The following is a 21,207-nucleotide window of genomic DNA, read 5'->3' as shown; positions in this document are numbered from 1 at the left end:
GCATGATCGCGGCCGCCGCCACGGCAAGCGCCTTCCTCTGCGCGACGCTGCTGCTGCTGATGCTGGGCGGCGGCGGGAGCGCGGCGCTGGACGTGTTGGCCACACTGGCGCCGCTGTTCGGGGTGGCGCTGATCGCCAGCGGCGGGCTGGCCTATCGCGTGGCGCCGGCCGGCAGCCGTCGGCGCAGGCTGGTCGCGATCGTCACGCTGGCCGGGATCGCGGCCGCCGCGTCACGCATCGCGCCTGAATATCTGCGGCCGGTTCCAAGCGCCGCCGCCGACAGGCGGAACGAATTGCGGGTGCTCAGCTTCAACGTGTGGCGCGACAATGCCGCGCCGCGCGAGACGCTGCGGGCGATCGCGGCGGCGAACGCCGACGTCGTGCTGATCCAGGAGGCGGACGGCGCAGTCGGCGCGCGGCTGGAGGCGTTGCGCGGCCTCTATCCGTTCCAGTCGCCATGCTGGCGGCGCTGCGGCGAGGTGATCCTCTCGAAGCGGCCGTTCACCGACACGGCCTTCCGCGTGCGCGACGATGCCGGCCGCGGGATCGCGCCCACCCTGGTGGTGGCGCACACCACAGCGCCGGACGGCGGGCCGCTGACGCTTGCCACCCTGCATTATACCTGGCCGCTGCCGGGCTTCGGACAGGAGCGACAGCGCAGACAGCTGGTGAAGGGTCTGCGCTTCGTCGACAAGCACGATCTGGTCCTCGGCGGCGACATGAACCTCACGCCGTGGTCGGTGGCGATGGCGCGGCAGGACGCGGCGGTGGCGCCGCTGACGCGGCTGACGCAGGGGCTGTTCTCCTGGCCGTCCTATCGGGCTGGCGGCTGGCGCACCCTGCTGCCGCCGATCCTGCCCATCGACCAGATCTATGCCGGGCCGGGCTGGGCGAGGGTGCGGGCGGAGCGGCTGGCGGCAACCGCATCGGATCATTACCCGCTGCTCATGACGCTCGTCCGTCGTCCGCCGCGGTGACACGCGCGGGGGCGATAGACCGGCGCCGCCCGCGCCAGGAGCCGTGTCAGCGCGTCGGCAGGACGGGTTTCAGCACGAGGAAGATGTAGGCGAGGCTGGCGACCAGCACGGCGACCGCGAAGACGTCATGACCGTTATTGCCAAGCCAGTTGCACACCGCGCAGCCGATCGACGGCGGCGCATAGTGCCAGATCGTATCGACCTGCTCGTCGGCGGTGGAACGCTGGAGGAAGAGGACGACCAGTCCCGAGAAGACAAGAAGCGAAATCCAGTCATAGACAGTTTCCATCATCGTCCCCGAACACAGGATGCCGAAACCGGCGGTGCAACGCCCCGCCTCGTCCCTCTGCAAACGAAAGAAGCCGCCACGCGTCCCGGCCCGTCTAGCCCGCTCTCCGCCGACGCGCAAATGGTCCGGATCGGTGCGAGTGACGCGCTACCCGCCACTACCATGTGCGGCGGCTACCTCAGCCAGATCATAAACGCCGACAATCGTTCGTGTTGATCCCAGATGTCACATGCGCGTCGCCGGCGCCGATCTTCGCATTCCGATCGACCGCTCAGCCGTAGGTCCGCATCTCGGGCACCGGGCGCTTGGTGGAATAGGGCACCTGCCCGTCCGGGTCGGGCCAGCCGAAGCCGATCAGCATCACCACCCGCTCGTCCTCGGCCAGGTTCAGCGCCGCGCGCATCCGGCTCTCGTGCGGCTCCTGATCGGGCCAGTTGATCGGCACGGAGGAGAGACCCAGAGTCTCCAGCGCGAGCATGAAGCTCATCGCCGCCAGCGATCCGTCTATGTAGATCACGTGGCGGTCGCGCTCATAGGGGTAGGCGCGCAGCTGGCCGACCACCACCGCCACCGCCGGCAACTGCTGCGAGAAGCCGCGCGTGCCCATCGGAATGGCCGCGACCTCCGCCGCGCGCGCGGGATCGTCGAAGATGCGGAACATGAAGGGCTGGCGGTTGCACGCGCTGGGCGCCTGCCCGGCGGCGGCCAGCGCGCGATCGACCAGATCGCGCGGCACCGGCCGATCAAGATACCAGCGCACAGACCGGCGGCGGCGGGTGAGCGCCATGAATGCGTCGAAAGCGACGGGCGCGGGGCCCGAGAGATCGCGCGCATAGGGCACCGAGCGCGCCTCCATCGCCGGCGCGCGCATCGCCTTCTCCACCGCGACGAAGCGGGCGTAGGCGCCGGCCACTTTAGGGTCGGCCGTATCGACGACGGCGAAATAGTCGGTCAGCACATCGTCCGCCCATACGAGCTCGCTGTTCCACTCGCCCGCCGCCGCCGTCATCGCGCGATCGAAGGTCGCGACCGTCTCGTCGATGAAGTCGGTGGCGAAGACGGGTCGCCGGGGGCGCATGATGAGCCCCTTCTCCAGCCTGTGGATGTTGCGCCGGAGGAGGAAGTAGCTGGAAGCGCCACTCTTGTGGTCCGCCGCATAGCGCAACTGCCCTGCGGCCACCGCCCGCGACTCCCGCAGCAGCTCGTGGTTCGCGAAGGCGTAGTAAGCGGCGGCGGCGAAGCGGTTGGCGACGGCGCGGCGCAGCAGGAAATCCCGCACCGAGCGCTGGGTGCCGCGAATGCGCGATCGCACCATCTCCCGCTGGCGCGACGGCAGCAGCCGCGCGATCCGCCGCAGCGCGCTCACCGCGCCGCTCCGGCGAACGACGCGGCCGCGCCGCGCACCGCCTGGTCGACCGGCAGCAGGCGCCAGTAGCGATAGCTGCGTGCCCGCTGCGTCACCGGATCGGGCGAGTAGAGCGAGAAGCTGCCGTCCGGCCCGGCGGTGAAGCGCAACTGCGCCTCGGCCAAAGCCAGATCGGCGGATGCCGGATCGCCGAACGTCTGGCGGAAGAAAGCGAGGTCGGCCGCCGCCGTCTCGGTGCCAGAGGGAAGGCCATCCGCCCACATCGCCGTCGTCAGCCTCTTGGCCACCTGTGCGCCATCGACGAACGCCACTGCGCGCAGCCAGTCGGCGCGTCCCTCCAGATGCAGCGGCAGGCCGGTGCTCGCGAGGAGTGCGAAGGCGTACATGTTATAGAGGTGATAGTTGGCCTCCTTGCTCGCGAGGGCGCGCGCGTGCGCCGGCTCGCGCAAACGCCGCTTGGCCTGCCGGGCGAGACCGCCGGACTCGAGCAGCATGTGCGCAATCCGTCCGTCGTCCCTGATGCGAAGGCTCGTGCGCAGCCCCGCGACGAAACGGTCGAGATCGGGCCGGAGCGAAGGTTCGTGCATCGCGAACAGGGCGATCGTCGCGGCGAAGTATAGCTGATGGTTGAACGTGTCGTCGGGCGTCAGATACTTGCCGGATGGCGTCACCCGATCCCATCCCTGCCATGCCGGGTTGAAGCGATGGCGTTGGATCAGATCGATTCCCGCCTGCCACGCCTCCGGCCGGCCGAGCACGACGGCGGCATAGAACAGCGCCTCGACGACATGCGCCTGACCGAGCACGCCGTTCGTGACGTCCTTGCCCGGCGCGTGGCGCACCGGCACGCCGCCCGGAACCTGATCGACGCAAGCGAGCAGGAATGCTAACGCGCGCTCGGCATTGGCGCGGAACGATGCCTCGCCGCTCGCATGATGCGCGAGGCAGAAGCTCAGCAGCCAGTGCGCGCTGTTGCGTACGGGCGTTTCGGGATGGCCATAGGCACCGTTGCGACCGGGCAGCAGCGCGCCGGACGCGTGCTGCAGAGTGGAGGCGATCCGCGCCTGGTCAAGCAGCAGATCAAGCATTGGCACGTCCCTTGGCGCGGTAGAGATAGGCCCCAAGAGCCGCGAAATATCCGCCGAGCGCCACGCCGCCGACGAGCAGCTCGCGCAGCCAATCTCCGGATGGCCAAGCCGCCCGGCTTATCAGCGCGAGGAGCACGATCGGCACTTGGAAGAGAAGAGCCAGGGCGACGGCGCGGAGGACCTTGTGGGTCGTCGTCCCGAGCAGTCGGTTCAGGTAGAATTGGCGAATGACCGTGGCCACCAGCTTGTTGCTGGCGATCGCGATCGCCGCTCCCATGATGCCGGCATGATAGGTGCCCGCGATCAAGGCCGGCAGGAGGAACACGACCGAGGTAAGCGCGAACAGAGCAAGATCGAGGCCGGGCTTGCCGAGAGCCTTGTAGACCGTCGACGTGGTTCCGCCCGAGGCGTGGATCATCACCGAGACGGCGAGGATCTGAAGGGTGACGCCCATCGCCTGCCATTTCGCGCCGAGGAAATGCACCGTCAGGCTCGGGCCGAACAGGATGATCGCAATCATCACCGGAAAGAGGACGAGGCAGTTATAGAAGAGAGAGCGGACGTAATAGAAGCGCATCGCCGCCGGATCGTTCTGGATCGTGGCGTAGTGCGTGAACATGACGCGGTTGAGCACGGACATCAGGTTCTGCCGCGCCACGTCCGTTATATAGAAAGCGAGGCTGTAGAGACCCACCTGGCTCTGGCTGAGCATCCGGCCCAGCGTAATGACGTCGAAATTGCGCGCGACCGAGACGAACAGATCGTTCGCGAACACCAGCCCGCTATAGCCGATCATCTCGCGAAAGGCGCCGCGGGAGAAGCGGAAGCGGGGGCGCCAGTTGCCGACATAGTGCATGGCGATCGCCAGGAACACCTGCGATGCCACAACCTGCACCGCCAGCGCCCACACGTTGCGCAGCAGCACCAGCACGATCGAGGCGACGACGATGCTGGCGATCGTGGAGACGATGCGGGCGATCGTGACCGCGCGATAGTCCCGCCGGCGGAACAGCAAAGCGCGCGCGATGCTGACCGTGGGCGTGAACAGGAAGGAGATGCCGATCACCGCGGTGACGATACCCACCCGCTCGCTGCCATATACCCAGGCGGAGATCGGGGCGATCACCGCCAGATTGATGACGAACAGGCCGAGCGAGACGAAGGTGGAGGCGGCGAAGGCGGTATCGACCACCGCGTCGGTGAACTTGTCCTCCGCGCGCTGGATCACGGTGGCGGCCATGCCGAACTCGTTGATCACCTGCACCACCGCGAAGGTGGTCAGCGCCATCGCGAACACGCCGAACTCGGCCGGCACCAGGAAGCGCGCCATCACCAGCCGGAACAGAAAGGCGAGCCCTGCGGAGACGATGGTGTCGATAGCGGTCCACGCCGCATCCCGCTTCAGCGAGGTGCGGCGTGGTGGAGCAGGGGGAGCCATCGCCGCTTCCGGCACGCGCCCGTTGCCGGGATCGACGAGTCTCATCCGTTCTGGTCCTTTGGCCGCCGCCCGTCATTCTTCGCTGCGCTGCGGTATGTCAAGCGTTGCGACGGCGGCCGATGGGACATCAGAGGACGAAGTCGAGGGCTTTCAGCCCGGCGCTGAAGTTGTCGAGCACGATGGCGAAATCCGCCACGCCATCGCCGTTCACGTCGCCCTGGACGGTCGTGAAGCTGTGGCCGTCCGCCGCACGCCCCACTTCGTAGCGCAGCTGCCCCTCGACATGGGTGAACGCGCCGGTGCCGATCAGGGTGAAGGCCTGGTTCCCGGTCTTGGAGGCGCTCGCGTCGATGCCCGACAGGTCGATGCGATCGGTGCCAGAGAGGAAGTCGGTGATCGTGTCGGGCGCGCGCACCGTCGAGTCCTCGATAGTGGCGAACCGGAAGACGTCCTTGCCCGTGCCGCCGGTCAGCCAGTCCTGCCCGAGGCCGCCGATGATCGTATCGTCGCCTTCGCCGCCGTCGATCCTGTCGTTGCCGGCGCCGCCGTCGAGCTTGTCGTTGCCGCCCATGCCGCGGATCACGTTGTCGCCGGCGTTGCCGGTGATCGTGTTGGCAAGCTCGTTGCCGGTGCCGGCGATATCGCCGGTGCCGTTCAGGATCAGCGTCTCGACATTGGCCGACAGCGTGTAGCTGGCGGCGGTGCTGCGCACCTGATCGTTGCCCTCGTTGAGCAGCTCCACCACCTTGTCGTTGACGTCGTCGACATAATAGATGTCGTCGCCGGTGCCGCCGTAGAGCGTGTCCGCGCCCGCGCCGCCGTCAAGGCTGTCATTGCCGGTGCCGCCGTAGAGCCGGTCGTTGCCCAGCCCGCCTTTCAGCGAGTCGTTGCCGTCCATGCCGTAGAGGATGTCGTCGCCGTCGCCGCCGGTGAGCACGTTGTCCAGCGCATTGCCGATGCCGGTCGCGCCGGTATCGCGCAGCAGCACCAGATTCTCGACGTTCGCGCCCAGCGTGTAGGTGGCAAGGCTGGACCGCACGGTGTCCTTGCCTTCGTTCAGCAGCTCGACGACCACATCGCCCACATTGTCGACATAGTAGATGTCGTTGCCCGCACCGCCGAGCATCCGGTCGGCACCTTCGCCGCCATCCAGCGTGTCATTGTCATCGCCGCCGTCGAGCAGGTCGTCGCCGAGGCCGCCGCGCAGGATGTCGACCCCCTTGCCGCCGTAGAGCTGATCGTTGCCGGCGCCGCCGTCGATCGTGTCGTTGCCGTCCATCCCGTAGAGGATGTTGGCGGCATCGTTGCCGGTCAGCGTGTTGTCCATCGCGTTGCCGGTGCCGTTCAGCGCCTCGGTGCCCATGAGCACCATCTTCTCCACGAAGTTCGGCAGGGTATAGCCGCTCACCCAAGAGCGGACGGTATCCGTACCCTCGCCATCGACTTCGACGATGACGTCGCCGAGATCGTCGACCACGTAGATGTCGTTGCCGGTGCCGCCGACCAGCCGGTCCGCGCCCTTGCCGCCGTCCAGCGTGTCCGCGCCGCCGCCACCGATCAGCACGTTGGCCTTGTCGTCTCCGGTCAGCCGGTCGGCGCCGGCGCCGCCGATGACGTTCTCGACATTGCGAACCACGCCCTTGCCCACGGCGCCGCTGATCGTGCCTGCCGCCAGATCGACGACCGCGGAAGCGGTCTGGGCGGAGAGATCGAGCGTGTCGATGCCGCCCTCGCCGTCATAGGTGTCGTTGCCCAGGGTGAAGATGAAGCGATCGTCGCCCGCGCCGCCATGCATGACGTCATGCTTGTCGGTGCCGGTGAGGACCAGATCCGTCACCGTCGCCGCCGTATCGGTAGCGGCGGCCTTGGTGGCAGCAGCGGCGGCGGTGGCCGCCGCTTCGGCCTTGATCGCCTTGTCGAGCACGGCCAGCTGCACGCTGTCGCTGCCGTCCTTGTTGCGCAGCGCCATCGGATAGTTGCCCCACCACGGGCCGGCGCCCCAGTAGGTGCTGTCCAGATCGTTCTTCTCCATCGCCTTGTAGGCGTTGTCGAGCACGGTCAGCCAGCGCGGGTCGTTGTCCGGCACGGCGATCTCGCCGATGAAGCCCTTGGCGCCCTTGGCGTCCAGCCAGTTGACGAAGTCCGCCAGCATGGCATCGGCCATGTCGGGCTTCGCGCCCTCGGCATCGTAGCTGCCCTGGTAGATGCCGGCGCCATATTTGTCGAAATACAGATGCGCTTCGTAGACGATGTTGTTCGACGGATCCTTGATGTCGAGCTTGTCGTTGTTCGAGCTCCAGTTGCGCGTGCTTGCCCAGCCCGAACCCTCCACGTAGATGGCGGTCTTGGTGTCCACCGTGCGGATCGCGTCCACCGCGGCCTGCGCGGCGGCCGGCCAGACGTCGTGCCCGCCAAGATCGTGCGGCTCGTTCATCAGATCGTAGCCGGTGACGGACGGGATGTCCTTGATCGCGGACGCCAGCTTCTGCCAGAAATCGGCGAACTGGCTGTTCGGCAGATCGGCCGAGCCCAGCTTGTCGCCGCTATAGGTGCCGTAATTGTGGATGTCGACGATCACCTTGGTGCCGGCGGCGTCGGCATCCTTCAGGAACTTGACGAGGCGACCAAGCTCGGCCTGGTCGAGCGGACCTCCAGCGGTCGGCTGAAGACGCTCCCACTTGACCGGCAGACGAAACAGTTCGACGCCCTTATCGGCATAGAACTTGATATCGCTGGCTGAAGGGTAAACATAGCCGTAGCCGTACTTCTGCCCGATCTTGCCGAACTCGGCACCCGAAAGATTGACCCCGATCATCACATGCTCCGCGTTGCGTTGCGGCTCTTTTGCTTGAGATAGATAGAGTATCGACTATCATACAGGTATAATCGTGAATTAAGGAGTTATGCGACCGTTATACAATATGTGCATTCCGATTAACTACTCCGGTTCTTCTTTCTTAAAACCGATGCATACGGCGTTCGGACATGCATGAGGCAGAGGCTCCGGCACCGAGCCGCGTCACCGCCTGCTCGAAGCGCCAGCCGCAGGGAGACCATTCCCGCTGGCAGCATACTGCGCAGCCACTTCGCGCGGACAGGCGGGCGTGCACTGGCTTCGCCGTGCGCCCTCCGGCAAGCGCGCGGCAAGGTGGGGCGCATCGAGAGTCGTGACCGCCAGGCGTCGGCATCATCGTCCACGGGCGAATGTGCGCGACCGAAAAGAGGCGCCCGCGCAAGCGCGGCAAGCTGGCGGAGCCGACCTCCCGCGTGTTCATCGTTGCGGCGACTGTTCCGCCAGATCGAACTGCCTCTCGGTCGACCCCGTCGAAACTTCGATCGGAGCGGGGCGACGCATCGATAATTCCAGCTGCAACAAGAACTCCACACCAGTTATCCGAGCCAAGACAAGAAAGCCGACGAGCTAAATTTCCTCCGTCGATAAGCGAGTACGACATAAGCCAAAAATCGACTATAGATCGCGTCACTCCACAATAATTGCCTTATACTTTCACGAAGACGGAACCCTCGCGCACCTCCGCGCTGTAAGTGAGGATCCGGCAGTTCGCGCCGGCTTCCTCGCCCGTGCGCAGATCGAAGGCGCGCTCATGAAGCGGGCAGATCAGTGTCGTTCCGCCCAGCAGGCCGTCCGCCAGCGGCCCCCTGCGGTGCGGGCAATCGGGCTGCGTGGCGTAAACCTCGCCCTGCTGCGTGTGGAAGACGGCGATCCGCGTGCCGCCGACCGAGAAGTTCCGGCCCTCCCCCGGCGGTATCTGGGCAAGCGGGCCGATGTCATAGCCATCCTGCATGATCACGCTTCCGCCGGTTCGGATATGAGCGAGGCGAACTGGTTGGCCGTCTTCGGCTCCAGCGCCTCCTTCCAGGGATCGTAGGCGGCGTCGATCGAGGCCTGCATGTTGGCGTCGAGCGTCGCGCCGATCCCCTCGGCATCGTCGATCACGATCGCGCGGATCGTCTCCAGCCCGATGCGTGGTACGAAATCGTAGGTGCGCTCCTTCCACTTCGCATTCTCGCGGTAATATTGCATGAAGCGGCCGGAGACGGCGATCACCGCGTCCTCGCCTTCCACCGTGCACAGCACATCGCCCTTGCGGATATGCGCGCCGGCCGCGCCGCCGATATAGATCTCCCACTTGCCGTCGCCGATCGCCACGGCGCCGACATCCTTCACCATCGCCTCCGAGCAGTTGCGCGGGCAGCCGGCGGTGGCGAGCTTCAGCTTGCCGGGGCTGTCGATGCCGCGGAAGCGCTTCTCGATCCTGTGCGCCAGCCCCATGCTGTCGCCAAGCCCGAAGCGGCAATGCGCATCGCCGATGCAGCTCTTGCAGGTGCGGTAGCTCTTGCCCCAGGCGGAGCCGGCCGGCATGTCGAGCTCCTGCCACACGCCCGGCAGATCGTCCTTGGCGATGCCGACCAGATCGATCCGCTGCCCGCCGGTCAGCTTCACCAGCGGCACCTTGTACTTCACCGCCACGGTGGCGATCCGCATCAGCTCGTCGGGCGTGCACACCCCGCCGGCCATCTCCGGCACGACGGAGAAGGTGCCGTCCTTCTGGATGTTGCCATGGACGCGATCGTTGATGAAGCGGGCGTCCCGCTCGTCATCATAGTCCGCCGCCCAGATCGTCGCGAGCAGCGAGGCGAGCGCGGGCTTGGCGATCGGATCCTCGATGCCGCCGCCCAGCTCGCGGAACACGGACGAGACCGAGCGCAGGCCCAGCGCCTTTACCGCCGCCACGAGGTCGGGCTTCTTCAACGGCACCGTGGGCACATAGTAATGGATCGATGGATCCTCCTCCGCCATGCCGCCGCAGAAGAAATCGACCACCTCGCCGACCAGCTTCTTGCAGCTGCCGCAGCCCATGCCCGCGCGCGTCGCCTTCATCACGGATGTGGCGCTCCTGCAGCCGGACGTCACCGCCGCGCCGATCGCGGCCTTGGTCACGCCGTTGCAGTTGCACACCTGCGTGTCGGCGGGCATCTCGTCCAACGTCACCGCCTCGGCCGGCGCACCGAGATCGAACAGCAGCGACAGGCGCTCCTCGGGCAGCGGTGAGTCGCGGTCGAACGCCTGCATCAGATAGGCGGCCTTCGAGATGTCGCCCATCAGGATGCCGCCGACCAGCCGGCCGTCGCGCACGATCAGCTTCTTGTAGGTGCCCTTGGCGGGTTCGGTGAACTGGATCAGCTCGTCGTGCGGATGCTCCGGCTCGGTGATGCCCATCGAGGCCAGCTCGACGCCCATCACCTTCAGCTTCGTCGCGAGCTTGGAGCCGTGATATCTCGCATCGAGGTTGGTGTCGGTGACGTGCTCGGCGAACACCTTCGCCTGCTCCCACAGCGGCGCCACCAGACCGTAGACGCGCCCGCGATGCTGGGCGCACTCGCCGACCACATAGACGCGGCGATCGTCCAGCGCGCGCATATGATCGTCCACCACGATCGCGCGCTCCACGGTGAGGCCCGCCTGCCGGCCGATCTCGGCATTGGGCTTGATGCCGGCGGAGACGACGACGAGATCGCAGTCCAGCGTGCTTCCGTCCTTGAACGCCAGCCCGTTCACCCGCCCGTCCGGCCCATGCAGCACCTCGGTGGTGGATTTGGCGAGGTGGACGGTGACGCCGATCTTCTCCATCCCCTTGCGCAGCATCGCGCCGGCCGGCTGATCCAGCTGCGCCTCCATAAGATGCGCGCCGAGATGGACGACATGCACCTCGCAGCCATGGTTGATGAGGCCGCGCGCCGCCTCCAGCCCCAGCAGGCCGCCGCCGATCACGACGGCCTTCCTCGCCTGCTTCGCCGCGGCGACGATCGCATCGCAATCGTCGATCGTGCGGAAGCCGAACACGCCCGCGCGCAGCCCGTCGCCGTCGAGGATGCCCGGCACCGGCGGGATGAAGGCGCGGCTGCCGGTGGCGATCAGCAGCACGTCGTAATGCGCCCGCGTGCCCTTGTCCGACAGGACGAGCCGCGCCGCGCGATCGATATCCACCACCCGCTCGCCGGCGTGCAGCACGATGTCGTTCGCCGCATACCAGTCCAGCGGGTTCATGAAGATGTCCGCCGCGTCCTGCGCCCCGCTCAGGATGTTCGACAGCAGGATGCGGTTGTAGTTGCCATAGGGTTCGTCACCGAACATTACGATGTCGAACAGATCGGCGCCGCCGCGGGCGAGGACTTCCTCCACCGCGCGGGCGCCTGCCATGCCGTTGCCGATGACGACGAGCTTCTGCTTCATCTCGCGCTCCTGCCGCTGGATGTGTGGGATCAGACTTCGACGAGGCCGAAATCGAGGATGATCGTGCCGCTGCTGCCGGCCGGGCCGGCGATCGCGACATCGAGGCGGCTGTCGGGATCGATGTCCTCGACCACGGCCAGCGGCACATGCGCGGCGGAGCGCGCCCCGATCGGGAACAGCCGCATCGGCGCGCCGTCCTTGCTCAGGGTCAGCACGACGAGCTCGTCGCTGGAATTGCCGGCGCGCAGATAGACGGGCTGCGCGCGCCTGTTCGCCGCGACGGTGTAGCCGGACAGCGCGGTCGGCCGTTCGTAGCCGGCGCCGGTGAAGGCGAAGATGCCCTGTACGAACCGGGGCGTGGATTCGATCATGTCGCTGTTCCTTCGTTGGGGATGACGGGGCCGCCGCCCTGGCGAGGCGGGCGGCGGAAACCTTGAACTCCGGGATGCGCGAGACCGGATCGAGCGCCGCGTTGGAGGTGAGGATGTTGGCGTTGCCGCGCCCGCCCCAGTGGAACGGCACGAACAGCGTATCGAGGCGGATCTTGCGGCTGTAGCGCGCCTTCAGCACGGCGGTGCCGCGCCTGGTCGTCACCTCAACCAGCACATCCGGCGCGATTCCGAGCGTGCGGGCGGCATCGGGATGCAGTTCGACGAACGGCTCGGGCGCGGCATCGTTCAGGTCGGCCACGCGGCGGGTCTGCGTGCCGGACTGATACTGCGCCATCACCCGCCCGGTGGTGAGCCAGAAGGGATAATCGACGCATGGGCTCTCCGCCGGCTCGCCGTGGCGGACGGGATGGAAGCGGGCGCGGCCATCGGGAAAGGCGAAGCGATCGGCGAACAGACGCGGTGTGCCGGCATGGTCCTCGTCCGGGCATGGCCAGAACACGCCGTCCTCGTCGGCGATGCGCGCATGGCTGATCCCAGCATAATCGGCCGCCCCGCCGGACGAGGCACGGCGCAGCTCGTCGAACGCGGCTGCGGTGCCGAGCCGGCCGTAGCGATCCGCCGTGCCCAGCCGCTCGGCGAGCGCGGCGAGGATCGCGGCATCGCTCCACACCCCTTCGGGCGGCTGCTTGGCCCTGCGCCGAAGGATCACGCGGCCTTCCAGATTGGTGGTGGTGCCGTCCTCCTCCGCCCATTGCGTGATCGGCAGCACGACATCGGCGAGGGCCGCCGTCTCCGACAGGAAGATGTCGGCCACGACGAGCAGGTCGAGCGCCTTCAGCCGCTCGCGCAGCCGGTCCGTATCGGGTGCGGAGACGAGGACGTTGGAGGCCATGACGATCAGCCCGCCGATCGGGCCGCCGAGCGCACCGAGCAGTTCGCTCGCCGAAAGGCCCGGCTGCGGCAGGCTGTCCGGCTCCACCCCCCACACGGCGGCGACCGCGGCGCGGTCGGCCGGGTCGGCGAGCCTGCGGTAGCCGGGCAGCTGATCCGCCTTCTGGCCGTGCTCGCGACCGCCCTGCCCGTTGCCCTGGCCGGTGAGGCACCCCCAGCCGCCGTTCGGGCGGCCGGGCTGGCCCAGCGCCAGCGCGAGGTTGATGAAGGCGAGGCTGTTGTCGACGCCGTGGCTCTGCTGCTCCGGCCCGCGCGCGCTCAGGATCATCGCGCTCGATGACTCGCCCAGCATGTGCGCGGCGGCGTGGATCCGCGGCGCCGGCACGCCCGTGATCCGCTCCACCCGATCCGGCCAGTAGCTGGCGGCGATGCGGCGCACCTCCTCGAACCCGCTGGTGCGGGTGGCGATATAGGCGTCGTCGATCAGCCGATCACGGATCGCCACGTTGAGCAGGCCCAGCGCCAGCGCCGCATCGCTGCCGGGGGTGAGCGCCAGATGCAGGTCCGCCGCTTCCGCCGTGGGCGTGCGGCGCGGATCGGCGACGATCAGCTTGCCGCCGTTCGCCCGCTGCGCCTCGAAATATTGCATGATCGGCGGCATCGTCTCGGCCGGATTGCCGCCGACGATCAGCACTGCGCCCGCGCCGGGAATATCCTCCAGCGGGAACGGCAGGCCGCGATCCATGCCGAAGGCGCGCAGCCCCGCCGCCGCCGCCGATGCCATGCAGAAGCGGCCGTTGTAGTCGATGTTGGCGGTGCCGAGGCCCAGCCGCGCGAACTTGCCGAGCAGATACGCCTTCTCGTTGGTCAGCCCGCCGCCGCCGAACACCGCCACCGCATCCACGCCCCTGGCGCGCTGGATAGCCATGATGCCGGCGGCGATGCGATCGAGCGCCTCGTCCCAGCCGGCGGGGCGCAGCGCGCCGTCCTTGTCGTCGCGGACGAGCGGCGTGGTGAGCCGGTCGGGCGCGGTGAGCAGCTTGGCGGACGTCCAGCCCTTGCGGCACAGGCCGCCCTTGTTGGTGGGGAAGTCGCGCGCCTCGATCGACCACTCGCCCGCGTCGCTCTCGACGATCGTCATGCCGCACTGGAGCGCGCAATAGGGGCAGTGGGTATCGGTGGCGCGCATCGCGCTCAGGCCCCGACCGCTTGCCTGATCGCGGCGGCGACGACGGGCACGTCGCCGAACGCCTCGCCCACCAGCAGCATCGTCGGCGCATCGCCGCTGATCGTCGCCACTGCGAAGGCCAGCGCATCCAGCCGCGTATGGATCGTCCGCTCGTCCGGCAGCGACACGTTGACCGCGACGATCGCCGGCGTGGCGCCCGAACGCCCCGCCGCGATCAATGCGCGGGCCACCTGCGGCGCGGCGGCGCGACCCATATAAATGGCCAGCGACGATCGCTCCGCCGCCAGCGCCGCCCAGTCCAGCTCCAGCGGCTCGCCGGCGCGGGCATGGGCGGTGACGAAGGTGAGCTGCTGCGAGAGGCCGCGCAGTGTCAGCGATGCGCCCGCCGCCGCGGCCGCTGCGCAGGCGGTGGTGATGCCTGGGCAGATCCGCACGGTGATGCCGGCTGCGGACAATGCCGCGATCTCCTCGCCCGAACGGCCGAAGACCGAAGGATCGCCGCCCTTCAGCCGCACGACACGCGCGCCGCTCACGCCCGCCTCCACCAGCAGGTCGTTGATCGATCGCTGGTCCTTCGAATGGCGCCCCGATCGCTTGCCGACGGCGACGCGACGCGCGGCCGGTGGGATCATCGCCAGCACCGCCGGCCCCACCAGCGCATCGTGGAACACGATATCCGCCGCCGCGATCAGCCTGGCCGCCTTCAGCGTCAGCAGTTCGGGATCGCCCGGCCCGGCGCCGACCAGCCACACCTCGCGCTTATGCCTGTCGTCGGAACCCGTCATGCATCTGCTCCAGACACGAAAAAAGCCGCCCGGATCGCCCTTGCGGACGATCTGTGGCGGCTCTGCCTGCTCCTTGTGCCCCGGCTGGCGGGGCGGAGCGCCGGCTGCTTCGGCGGTGAAGCGGCGCGGCGTGGTTCGATGCGCGCAGCGTCGCGTGCATCGGCGGAGACCATGCCGCAATCCAGAGACGCCGGCAATCGATTATCGCAGCGCAGCATGGCCGTCACAGCGCATAATCCAACGTCAGCCAGACCTTCTTCGTGTCGGTCGCGAAGCGCCTCGCCCGATAGTCCGCATAGCGCGCCGACACGACGTACCGGCCGAGCTTCGCGCTCGCCAGCAGGTCGATCTCGGTGCCATAATGCTGGTCCAGCCTGTCGCTGTCGAAGCGGTGGTAGACGCCCTGGAACGACAGCAGGTCGATCGGCCCGACCTTCCTGAAGCCGTAGGTGGCCCCGCCGTAGAGATCGCGCACGCCGTTGGCCGGCGTCGTCAGGAACTTGTCTGCCCAGCCCTGGAACTTGAACAGGGTGGCGAGCGGCGTCTGGAAGCTGGTGAGCGCCACGCCGCCCGATCGCCCGTCCGCCGCGCCCAGCACCTCGTAGCCGGCGTTCAGCCGCAGCGCGGCGATATCGAGCGCGCCGTCGATCAGATAATAGTCCGCGCGGTAGTCGTTCGGGTTGCGGTGATAGTCCGTTTGCCGCGCATAGCTGGCCTGGTAGGAGAGCTTCACCGTCTTCGACAGCGGCCGCGCGCCGGCGAAACGCACGCCGTAGGTCTGGCTCGACTGGCGGAAGGCGAAGACCGGCGCCTCGTCCTGTTCCACCAGATAGGCGAAGCCCGTCAGCGTGCCGACCGGCATCTGGTAGCTGAGATTGGCCAGCACATTGTCGCCGGAGATCGCCTGCTGGCGCGTGCCCGCCCCGTCGATCCCCCAGATCGACCGGACGCTCCACGCGTAGCTGACATCCGCCTTCAGCTTCGCGAGCGGCGTCAGCTCCACCCGCACCGCATCGTAGGTCTGGCCGTTCTGGCGGAAGTTGACGATGCCGACGAAGCGCTCGTCGTCCAGCGCGATCCGCTGCCGCCCGGCCGTGACGGTGAGCGCCTTCGACTTGTACTGGATCTGCGCACGGTACAGCGCGATATCCTGCGGATCGGCGACGATCGGCCGGTCGGCCGGTCCGTGCAGGCCATCATTATAGTCGTTGACGATGCCCAGCGTGCCCTGACCCTCGACGATGGCGGACCAGTGGCCGGTGGCGGCGGAGAGGCCGCCGCGCACGCGCAGGGTGAGCGCATCGGCATTCCGCACCAGGCCGTCCTGATCCACGGTCTCGTAGCGCAGGCGGGCGTCGACCAGCGGCTTCAGCGTGATCCCTTGCGCGCATGCGGGCCCGGCGGCGACCATGGCGGCCGCCGGCAGCAGATATCGCGATCTCATCTTCACGTCCCCCTCAGGCCCTCCCGCCTTGGCGGGAGGGCGACACGTCGGTTCAGATGCGCACGCCCTGGATCGCGGCGCCCCACGTCGTGCGCCAGCGGCGCTTCACGGCGGTGAGGCCCACCAGCGCCAGCAGCGCGAAGCCGGCGAAGATGAGGAAGCCCGACTGGTACACGCCGGTGATCTGCTTGGCGAAGCCGAGCGAGGAGGCGAGATAGAAGCCGCCGATCCCGCCGGCGAAGCCGACCAGCCCGGTCATCACGCCGATCTCGGCGCGGAAGCGCTGCGGCACCAGCTGGAACACCGCCCCGTTGCCGGTCCCCAGCGCCAGCATCGCGACGACGAACAGGCCGAGCGCCGCCGCCAGGTGGCTCGGCTCGGTGCTCACCCCCACCAGCGCGGCGGCGGCGACGACATAGACGATCGAGAGCGTCTTGATGCCGCCGATACGATCGGCCAGCGCCCCGCCCATCGGCCGCACCAGCGATCCGGCGAACACGCAGGCGGCGGTGCAGTAGCCGGCCGTGATCGCCGTCAGGCCGAACTGATCGGTGAAGTAGATCGAGAGCGACGCCGCCAGCCCGACGAACCCGCCGAAGGTGACGGCGTAGAACAGCATGAACCACCAGGCGTCCGCCTGCCGCAGCGGCTCCAGATAGGCGCCGAACGTCTTCACCGGCGGCGCCCCGGGCGCATCCTTGGCCATCGCCATGTAGATCAGGAACACGATCGTCAGCGGGATCACGGCCAGGCCCAGCACGGCGTTCCAGCCGAACAGCTTGGCCAGGGTCGGCGCGAACAGGGAGGCGAAGACGGTGCCCGAATTGCCCATGCCGGCGATGCCCATCGCCTTTCCCTGATGCTCGCCCGAATACCAGCGGCTGGCGAGCGGCAGGGCGATGGCGAAGCTCGCCCCGGCGAAGCCCAGGATCACGCCCAGCACCAGGGTGCCGCCGAAGCTGTCCACTCCCAGCACATAGGCGGAGAGCAGGCCGAAGATCACGATCAGCTGGCTGATCGCGCCCGAACGCTTCGGCCCGATGCGATCGACCAGCAGGCCGTTGACCACGCGCAGGATCGCGCCGGCCAGGGTCGGCGTCGCCACCATCAGGCCCTTCTGCGCCGCCGTCAGGTCCAGCGCCTTGGCGATGTCGGGCGCGAGCGGGCCGAGCAGCACCCACACCATGAAGGCGAGATCGAAGTAGAGGAAGGCGGCGATCAGCGTGGGCCTGTGGCCGGCGTTCCAGAAACTCTTGTTCATGCTCTTTCCCCCGACGACTTGACGACATGGACGGCCCGCGCACAACGGACGCGAGCGGAAGGACGGCGATGGGCGACGGCAGGCTTGAGATCGCGGCCGGCTTCGCCACCGCATGCGGGCCGCGGCCCGACAACCAGGATTTCGGCGGCGTCCATCTCGGCACCGAGACGGAGCGCGCGCTGCAGGGCGTCGTCGCGGCGGTGGCGGACGGCGTCGGCGGGGCTATGGCCGGCCGCGTGGCAGCGGAGCTGGCCGTGCGCGAGTTCGTCGAAGGCTATCGTGCGCAGAACCCGGTGATCGGCATTGCCGCCGGAGCGTCGCGCGCCGCGCGCGGCTATAATCGCTGGCTGCACGAGCGCGGCCGAATCGATCCGCAGATGCGCGGCGCCGCCACCACCTTCACCGCCGCCATCCTGCGCGGGCGGGAGGCGGTGGTGGCGCATGTCGGCGACAGCCGCTGCTGGCATTTCCGCGATGGCGTGCTGACCCGGCTGACCGAGGATCATGTGCTGCCGCAGCCCGATCTCGCCCATGTCCTCTACCGCGCGATCGGCATCGAGCGCGACGTGCGGCTGGACGTGCGCAGTCATCCGATCGAGCCGCACGACCGCCTGCTGCTGGCGAGCGACGGCGTGCACGGCGTGCTGAACGATCGCGCGCTCGGCCGGCTGCTGGCGGCGCGGCAGAGCGCCGGGGCCGATGCCGCCGCGATCGTCGCCGCGGCGGGCGCTGCCGGCACGCGCGACAATGCCACCGCGATCGTGATCGACGTGGTGGCCGTCACCGCGATCGACCACGACATCATCGGCGCGGAGGCCGAGCGTCTGCCGATCCTGCCGCCGCCCGCCGCCGGCGACAATATCGACGGCTACCGGCTGGATCGCCTGCTGGCCGACGGCCGCTACACCCGCCTGTTCGTGGCGCAGGACGGGGCGGACACCATCGTCATGAAGTTCCCCAAGCCGGCCCTGCTGTCCGAACATGGCGCGCGCGCCGCCTTCCTGCGCGAGAGCTTCATCGGCCGGCGGATCGATAGCCCGTTCGTCGGTCGCACGATCGCGGTGCCCGCTGAACGGCAGAGCCGGCTCTACATCGCCATGCCCTACTACCCCGGCGAGACGCTGGAGCAGCGGCTGGTGCGCAGCCCGATCGGCATCGCCGCCGGCACCGCGATCGCCATCCAGATCGCGCGCGGCGTGGCGGCGCTGCACCGGCTGGGTCTGGTCCACCGCGACATCAAGCCGGACAATGTCATCGTCGGCGCGGACGCGGGCTGCCGGCTGATCGATCTCGGCGTCGCCCGCCTGCCGCGCGTCGAGGATTTCGCCGAGGCCGAACGGCCCGGCACGCCCAGCTACATGGCGCCCGAGATGTTCGACGGCGCCGTCGGGGACGCGGCGACCGATCAGTATGCGCTGGGCGTCACGCTCTACCGCCTGTTCACCGGGCGCTATCCGTACGGCGAGGTGGAGGCGTTCAGCCGGCCGAGATTCGGTGAACCGGCGCCACCCAGCCGCTTTCGGCCCGATCTGCCGGCCTGGCTCGATGCCGCCATCCTGCGCGCCGTCGCCAGGGTGCCGAAGGATCGGTTCGGCGACGTCGATGAGCTGATCCACGGCCTCGAACAGGGCAGCACCCGCGCCGCGCCGGTGCGCCGCGCCGCGCCCCTGATCGAGCGGCATCCGGTGCGTTTCTGGCAAGGCGTGGCGCTGACCCTGGCGATCGCCCTGCTCGTCACGCTGGTGCGCGCGGCCTGACGGACGAAGCGGCTCAACGCCGGGCGCACACGTCTCCCATCCCTTATCGCAGCCCCAAGACATCATGGTTCCCCCGGCCCGCGCGGCGCGCAGACACGAAAAAAGCCGCGTTCCAGTCCATCGCGTGGTAGCGACGACCGGACAGCGGCTTTGCTGTATTTGGCGCCGGCGGTTCCTCCGATGGAATCACCAGCGATATTCGTCCGCGATCTTCGCGGACGCTGTTGTCTGTCCTATCCCGATCTTGTTCGCAAGTGCAAAATATCTACTCCGCCGCCGGGGCGAAGCCGGCGACATAGTCGGCGATCGCCTGCGGATCGAACATGCGGCCGTCGAAGAAGCGATCGGCACCCAGTGTCAGCCCGCCCTCGCGCGATCCAACGCCTTGCGGCGCGGCGAGCGCGCCTTCCACCTTTGAACTGGCGCCTGGCATCGCCGCGCCCGTGCCGGCCAGTGCGCGGCGGTAGATGTCGGATCGAAAGACTTCGGCGGCGGCCCCTTCAGCGGCCGCGCCCGCCTCGATCATCTTCCAGCGGACGAACTGGGAATAGATCCACAGACCCTGGCTGCGCCACGGAAAGTTCGCCGCCTCGCGGTGGAACAGCAGGAAATCGGCGGCCGCGGTGGGCGGCGCGCCGGGGCTCAGAACCAGACGCCCGGTGAGCGCCGGCAGGATCATCTCGGCCGGCTGGCCGACATAGCGGTCGTCCGCCAGCATCGCCGCCAGCGCCGCATGGTTGGCCGGATCCTCGCACCAGGCAGCGGACGCGGCCAGCGCGCGCAGCAGCCGATCGACGATATCGGGATTGGCGTCGCACCAGTCGGCCCGCAGCCCCAGCACCTTCTCCACGCCGCGCTGCCAGATGTTCGCGCCGACCGACACCATCTGCCCCAGCCCCGCCGCCACGGCCACGCTGCCCCACGGCTCCCCGGCGGTGAAGCCGTCGATCTCGCCGCTGCGCAGCGCCTCCACCATCAGCGAGGGCGGCAACGTGCGCAGCGTGAGGTCACGGTCCGGATCGATCCCGGCGAAGCCCAGCCAGTAGCGCAGCATCAGCGCGTGGCTGGAGAAGCGGTGGACGATGCCGATCACCGGCTTGCGGCGATGCAGCCCGATCGCCGCCGCCAGATCGTGCGCCGTGGCCACCGGGTCGGCGATGCGGTTGGCGGGTGTGGGATCCAGCGCGGCGGCCAGATCGGCCGCGAGGGTCAGCGCGTTGCCGTTCACGCTCAGCTTGAACGGGGCCGCGATCGCCGCCTGATGCTGGCTGAGGCCGAGCGTCACCGCTACCGCCAGCGGCGCCAGCATGTGCGCCGCCTGCACCTGCCCGAACACCAGACGATCCCGCACTGTGGCCCATGACGTGTTGCGCACGAGCGCGAGATCGATCCCTTCAGCAGCGGCGAATCCTCGCTCCTTCGCGGCGACGATCACCGCGCTGTCGGTCAGCGGCAGGAAGGCGATGGAGAGCGGCGTCACGTCGATCCTCCGGTGGGCGGCGCCAGCAGCGCGCTTGCCGAGATCACGGCGTCGGCCACGTCCACCAGCTTGCGTCCCTGGTTCATCGCGGCGGAACGCAGCATCGCATAGGCGTCGGGTTCGGACAGGCCGCGCGACGTCATCAGGATCGCCTTCGCCCGGTCCAGCGTCTTGCGCTCGGCGAGGGCGGAGCGTGCCTCGTCCAGCTCATGGCGCAGCTTGGCGAAGGCGTTGAAGCGGCGGATCGCCAGCTCCATCACCGGGCGCACCCGCTCCTTGCGCAGCCCGTCGACGACATAAGCGGACACGCCGGCATCGATCGCGGCGCCGATCATCGCCTCGTCCGATTGATCGACGAACATCGCGATCGGCCGCGCCAAAGCGCGGCTGACGGTGAGCATCTCCTCCAGCGTGTCGCGGCTGGGGTTGCCGAGGTTGATGAACACCACGTCGGGCGCCATCCGCTCCAGCCGGACGACGAAGCCGCCCTGCGGCGCCACGACGCTGATGTCGCCGTAACCGGCTTCACGCAGCCCGTCCTCCAGGATCGTGGCCCGCAATTCGCTGTCGTCGACGATCACGATCCGCAATCGG

Annotated in this window: 14 protein-coding genes; 2 read left to right on the top strand and 12 right to left on the bottom strand. The window is 68.5% G+C overall.

Annotated elements, in window-relative coordinates; genetic code table 11:
• Positions 1–2 precede the first annotated feature (2 nt).
• Positions 3–977, top strand: a complete 975-nt coding sequence (locus GNT64_RS18240; RefSeq protein WP_156680815.1) for an endonuclease/exonuclease/phosphatase family protein — start codon at positions 3–5, stop codon at positions 975–977.
• A gap of 46 nt (positions 978–1,023) precedes the next feature.
• Here the strand turns inward: GNT64_RS18240 and GNT64_RS18235 are convergent, their stop codons facing one another.
• The 10 genes from GNT64_RS18235 to GNT64_RS18185 all read right to left on the bottom strand — a co-directional run bounded on the left by GNT64_RS18235 (position 1,024) and on the right by GNT64_RS18185 (position 17,376).
• On the bottom strand, positions 1,024–1,269 hold the full coding sequence (locus GNT64_RS18235) for an XrtV sorting system accessory protein (RefSeq protein ID WP_231639088.1): 246 nt from the start codon (positions 1,267–1,269) through the stop codon (positions 1,024–1,026).
• A 268-nt stretch (positions 1,270–1,537) separates the two neighbouring features.
• Positions 1,538–2,632 (bottom strand): nitroreductase family protein, encoded by a 1,095-nt coding sequence (locus tag GNT64_RS18230; protein ID WP_156680813.1) that lies wholly within the window; start codon positions 2,630–2,632, stop codon positions 1,538–1,540.
• The gene (locus GNT64_RS18225; protein WP_156680812.1) at positions 2,629–3,720 is read right to left on the bottom strand and encodes a hypothetical protein; all 1,092 of its coding nucleotides are present in this window, start codon (positions 3,718–3,720) and stop codon (positions 2,629–2,631) included. The genes GNT64_RS18230 and GNT64_RS18225 overlap by 4 nt, the downstream gene beginning before the upstream one ends.
• Positions 3,713–5,203: a lipopolysaccharide biosynthesis protein gene (locus GNT64_RS18220; protein ID WP_156680811.1), complete on the bottom strand. Its 1,491-nt coding sequence runs from the start codon at positions 5,201–5,203 to the stop codon at positions 3,713–3,715. The genes GNT64_RS18225 and GNT64_RS18220 overlap by 8 nt, the downstream gene beginning before the upstream one ends.
• Positions 5,204–5,285: 82 nt before the next feature.
• Positions 5,286–7,973: a cellulase family glycosylhydrolase gene (locus tag GNT64_RS22215; protein ID WP_156680810.1), complete on the bottom strand. Its 2,688-nt coding sequence runs from the start codon at positions 7,971–7,973 to the stop codon at positions 5,286–5,288.
• A gap of 685 nt (positions 7,974–8,658) precedes the next feature.
• Positions 8,659–8,964 (bottom strand): Rieske (2Fe-2S) protein, encoded by a 306-nt coding sequence (locus tag GNT64_RS18210; RefSeq protein WP_156681742.1) that lies wholly within the window; start codon positions 8,962–8,964, stop codon positions 8,659–8,661.
• Positions 8,965–8,966: 2 nt separating this feature from the next.
• Positions 8,967–13,886: a nitrite reductase large subunit NirB gene (gene nirB / locus GNT64_RS21640; RefSeq protein ID WP_197277089.1), complete on the bottom strand. Its 4,920-nt coding sequence runs from the start codon at positions 13,884–13,886 to the stop codon at positions 8,967–8,969.
• 5 nt (positions 13,887–13,891) lie between these two features.
• On the bottom strand, positions 13,892–14,671 hold the full coding sequence (gene cobA, locus GNT64_RS18195; RefSeq protein ID WP_156680808.1) for a uroporphyrinogen-III C-methyltransferase: 780 nt from the start codon (positions 14,669–14,671) through the stop codon (positions 13,892–13,894).
• 223 nt (positions 14,672–14,894) lie between these two features.
• Positions 14,895–16,115 carry an alginate export family protein gene (locus GNT64_RS18190; RefSeq protein WP_156680807.1) on the bottom strand — a complete coding sequence of 407 codons (1,221 nt, stop codon included), beginning with the start codon at positions 16,113–16,115 and terminating at the stop codon, positions 14,895–14,897.
• Positions 16,116–16,167: 52 nt separating this feature from the next.
• On the bottom strand, positions 16,168–17,376 hold the full coding sequence (locus tag GNT64_RS18185; RefSeq protein ID WP_156680806.1) for a nitrate/nitrite transporter: 1,209 nt from the start codon (positions 17,374–17,376) through the stop codon (positions 16,168–16,170).
• A 68-nt stretch (positions 17,377–17,444) separates the two neighbouring features.
• Here GNT64_RS18185 and GNT64_RS18180 point away from each other — a divergent pair, with 68 nt between their 5' ends.
• Entirely contained in the window at positions 17,445–19,133 is a 1,689-nt protein-coding gene (locus GNT64_RS18180; RefSeq protein ID WP_156680805.1) for a bifunctional protein-serine/threonine kinase/phosphatase, read from the top strand.
• A 265-nt stretch (positions 19,134–19,398) separates the two neighbouring features.
• Here the strand turns inward: GNT64_RS18180 and GNT64_RS18175 are convergent, their stop codons facing one another.
• The gene (locus GNT64_RS18175) at positions 19,399–20,613 is read right to left on the bottom strand and encodes a CmpA/NrtA family ABC transporter substrate-binding protein (RefSeq protein WP_156680804.1); all 1,215 of its coding nucleotides are present in this window, start codon (positions 20,611–20,613) and stop codon (positions 19,399–19,401) included.
• Positions 20,610–21,203 (bottom strand): ANTAR domain-containing response regulator, encoded by a 594-nt coding sequence (locus GNT64_RS18170; protein ID WP_156680803.1) that lies wholly within the window; start codon positions 21,201–21,203, stop codon positions 20,610–20,612. Before GNT64_RS18170 ends, GNT64_RS18175 begins: the two co-directional genes overlap by 4 nt.
• Positions 21,204–21,207 lie beyond the last annotated feature (4 nt).

It is taken from the genome of Sphingomonas profundi (assembly GCF_009739515.1).
Taxonomy (GTDB): Bacteria; Pseudomonadota; Alphaproteobacteria; order Sphingomonadales; family Sphingomonadaceae; genus Alterirhizorhabdus; species Alterirhizorhabdus profundi.
The sequence above is the reverse complement of the archived record's forward strand: the minus strand, read 5'-3'. Positions and strand labels throughout refer to the sequence as shown.

Coding starts and splice junctions, on each gene's coding strand:
- GNT64_RS18235 (WP_231639088.1), bottom strand. CDS start 1,269: ATGATGGAAACTGTCTATGACTGGATTTCGCTTCTTGTCTTCTCGGGA.
- nirB (WP_197277089.1), bottom strand. CDS start 13,886: ATGCGCGCCACCGATACCCACTGCCCCTATTGCGCGCTCCAGTGCGGC.
- GNT64_RS22215 (WP_156680810.1), bottom strand. CDS start 7,973: ATGATCGGGGTCAATCTTTCGGGTGCCGAGTTCGGCAAGATCGGGCAG.
- GNT64_RS18180 (WP_156680805.1), top strand. CDS start 17,445: ATGGGCGACGGCAGGCTTGAGATCGCGGCCGGCTTCGCCACCGCATGC.
- GNT64_RS18220 (WP_156680811.1), bottom strand. CDS start 5,203: ATGAGACTCGTCGATCCCGGCAACGGGCGCGTGCCGGAAGCGGCGATG.
- GNT64_RS18210 (WP_156681742.1), bottom strand. CDS start 8,964: ATGCAGGATGGCTATGACATCGGCCCGCTTGCCCAGATACCGCCGGGG.
- GNT64_RS18225 (WP_156680812.1), bottom strand. CDS start 3,720: ATGCTTGATCTGCTGCTTGACCAGGCGCGGATCGCCTCCACTCTGCAG.
- GNT64_RS18185 (WP_156680806.1), bottom strand. CDS start 17,376: ATGAACAAGAGTTTCTGGAACGCCGGCCACAGGCCCACGCTGATCGCC.
- GNT64_RS18190 (WP_156680807.1), bottom strand. CDS start 16,115: ATGAGATCGCGATATCTGCTGCCGGCGGCCGCCATGGTCGCCGCCGGG.
- cobA (WP_156680808.1), bottom strand. CDS start 14,671: ATGACGGGTTCCGACGACAGGCATAAGCGCGAGGTGTGGCTGGTCGGC.
- GNT64_RS18240 (WP_156680815.1), top strand. CDS start 3: ATGATCGCGGCCGCCGCCACGGCAAGCGCCTTCCTCTGCGCGACGCTG.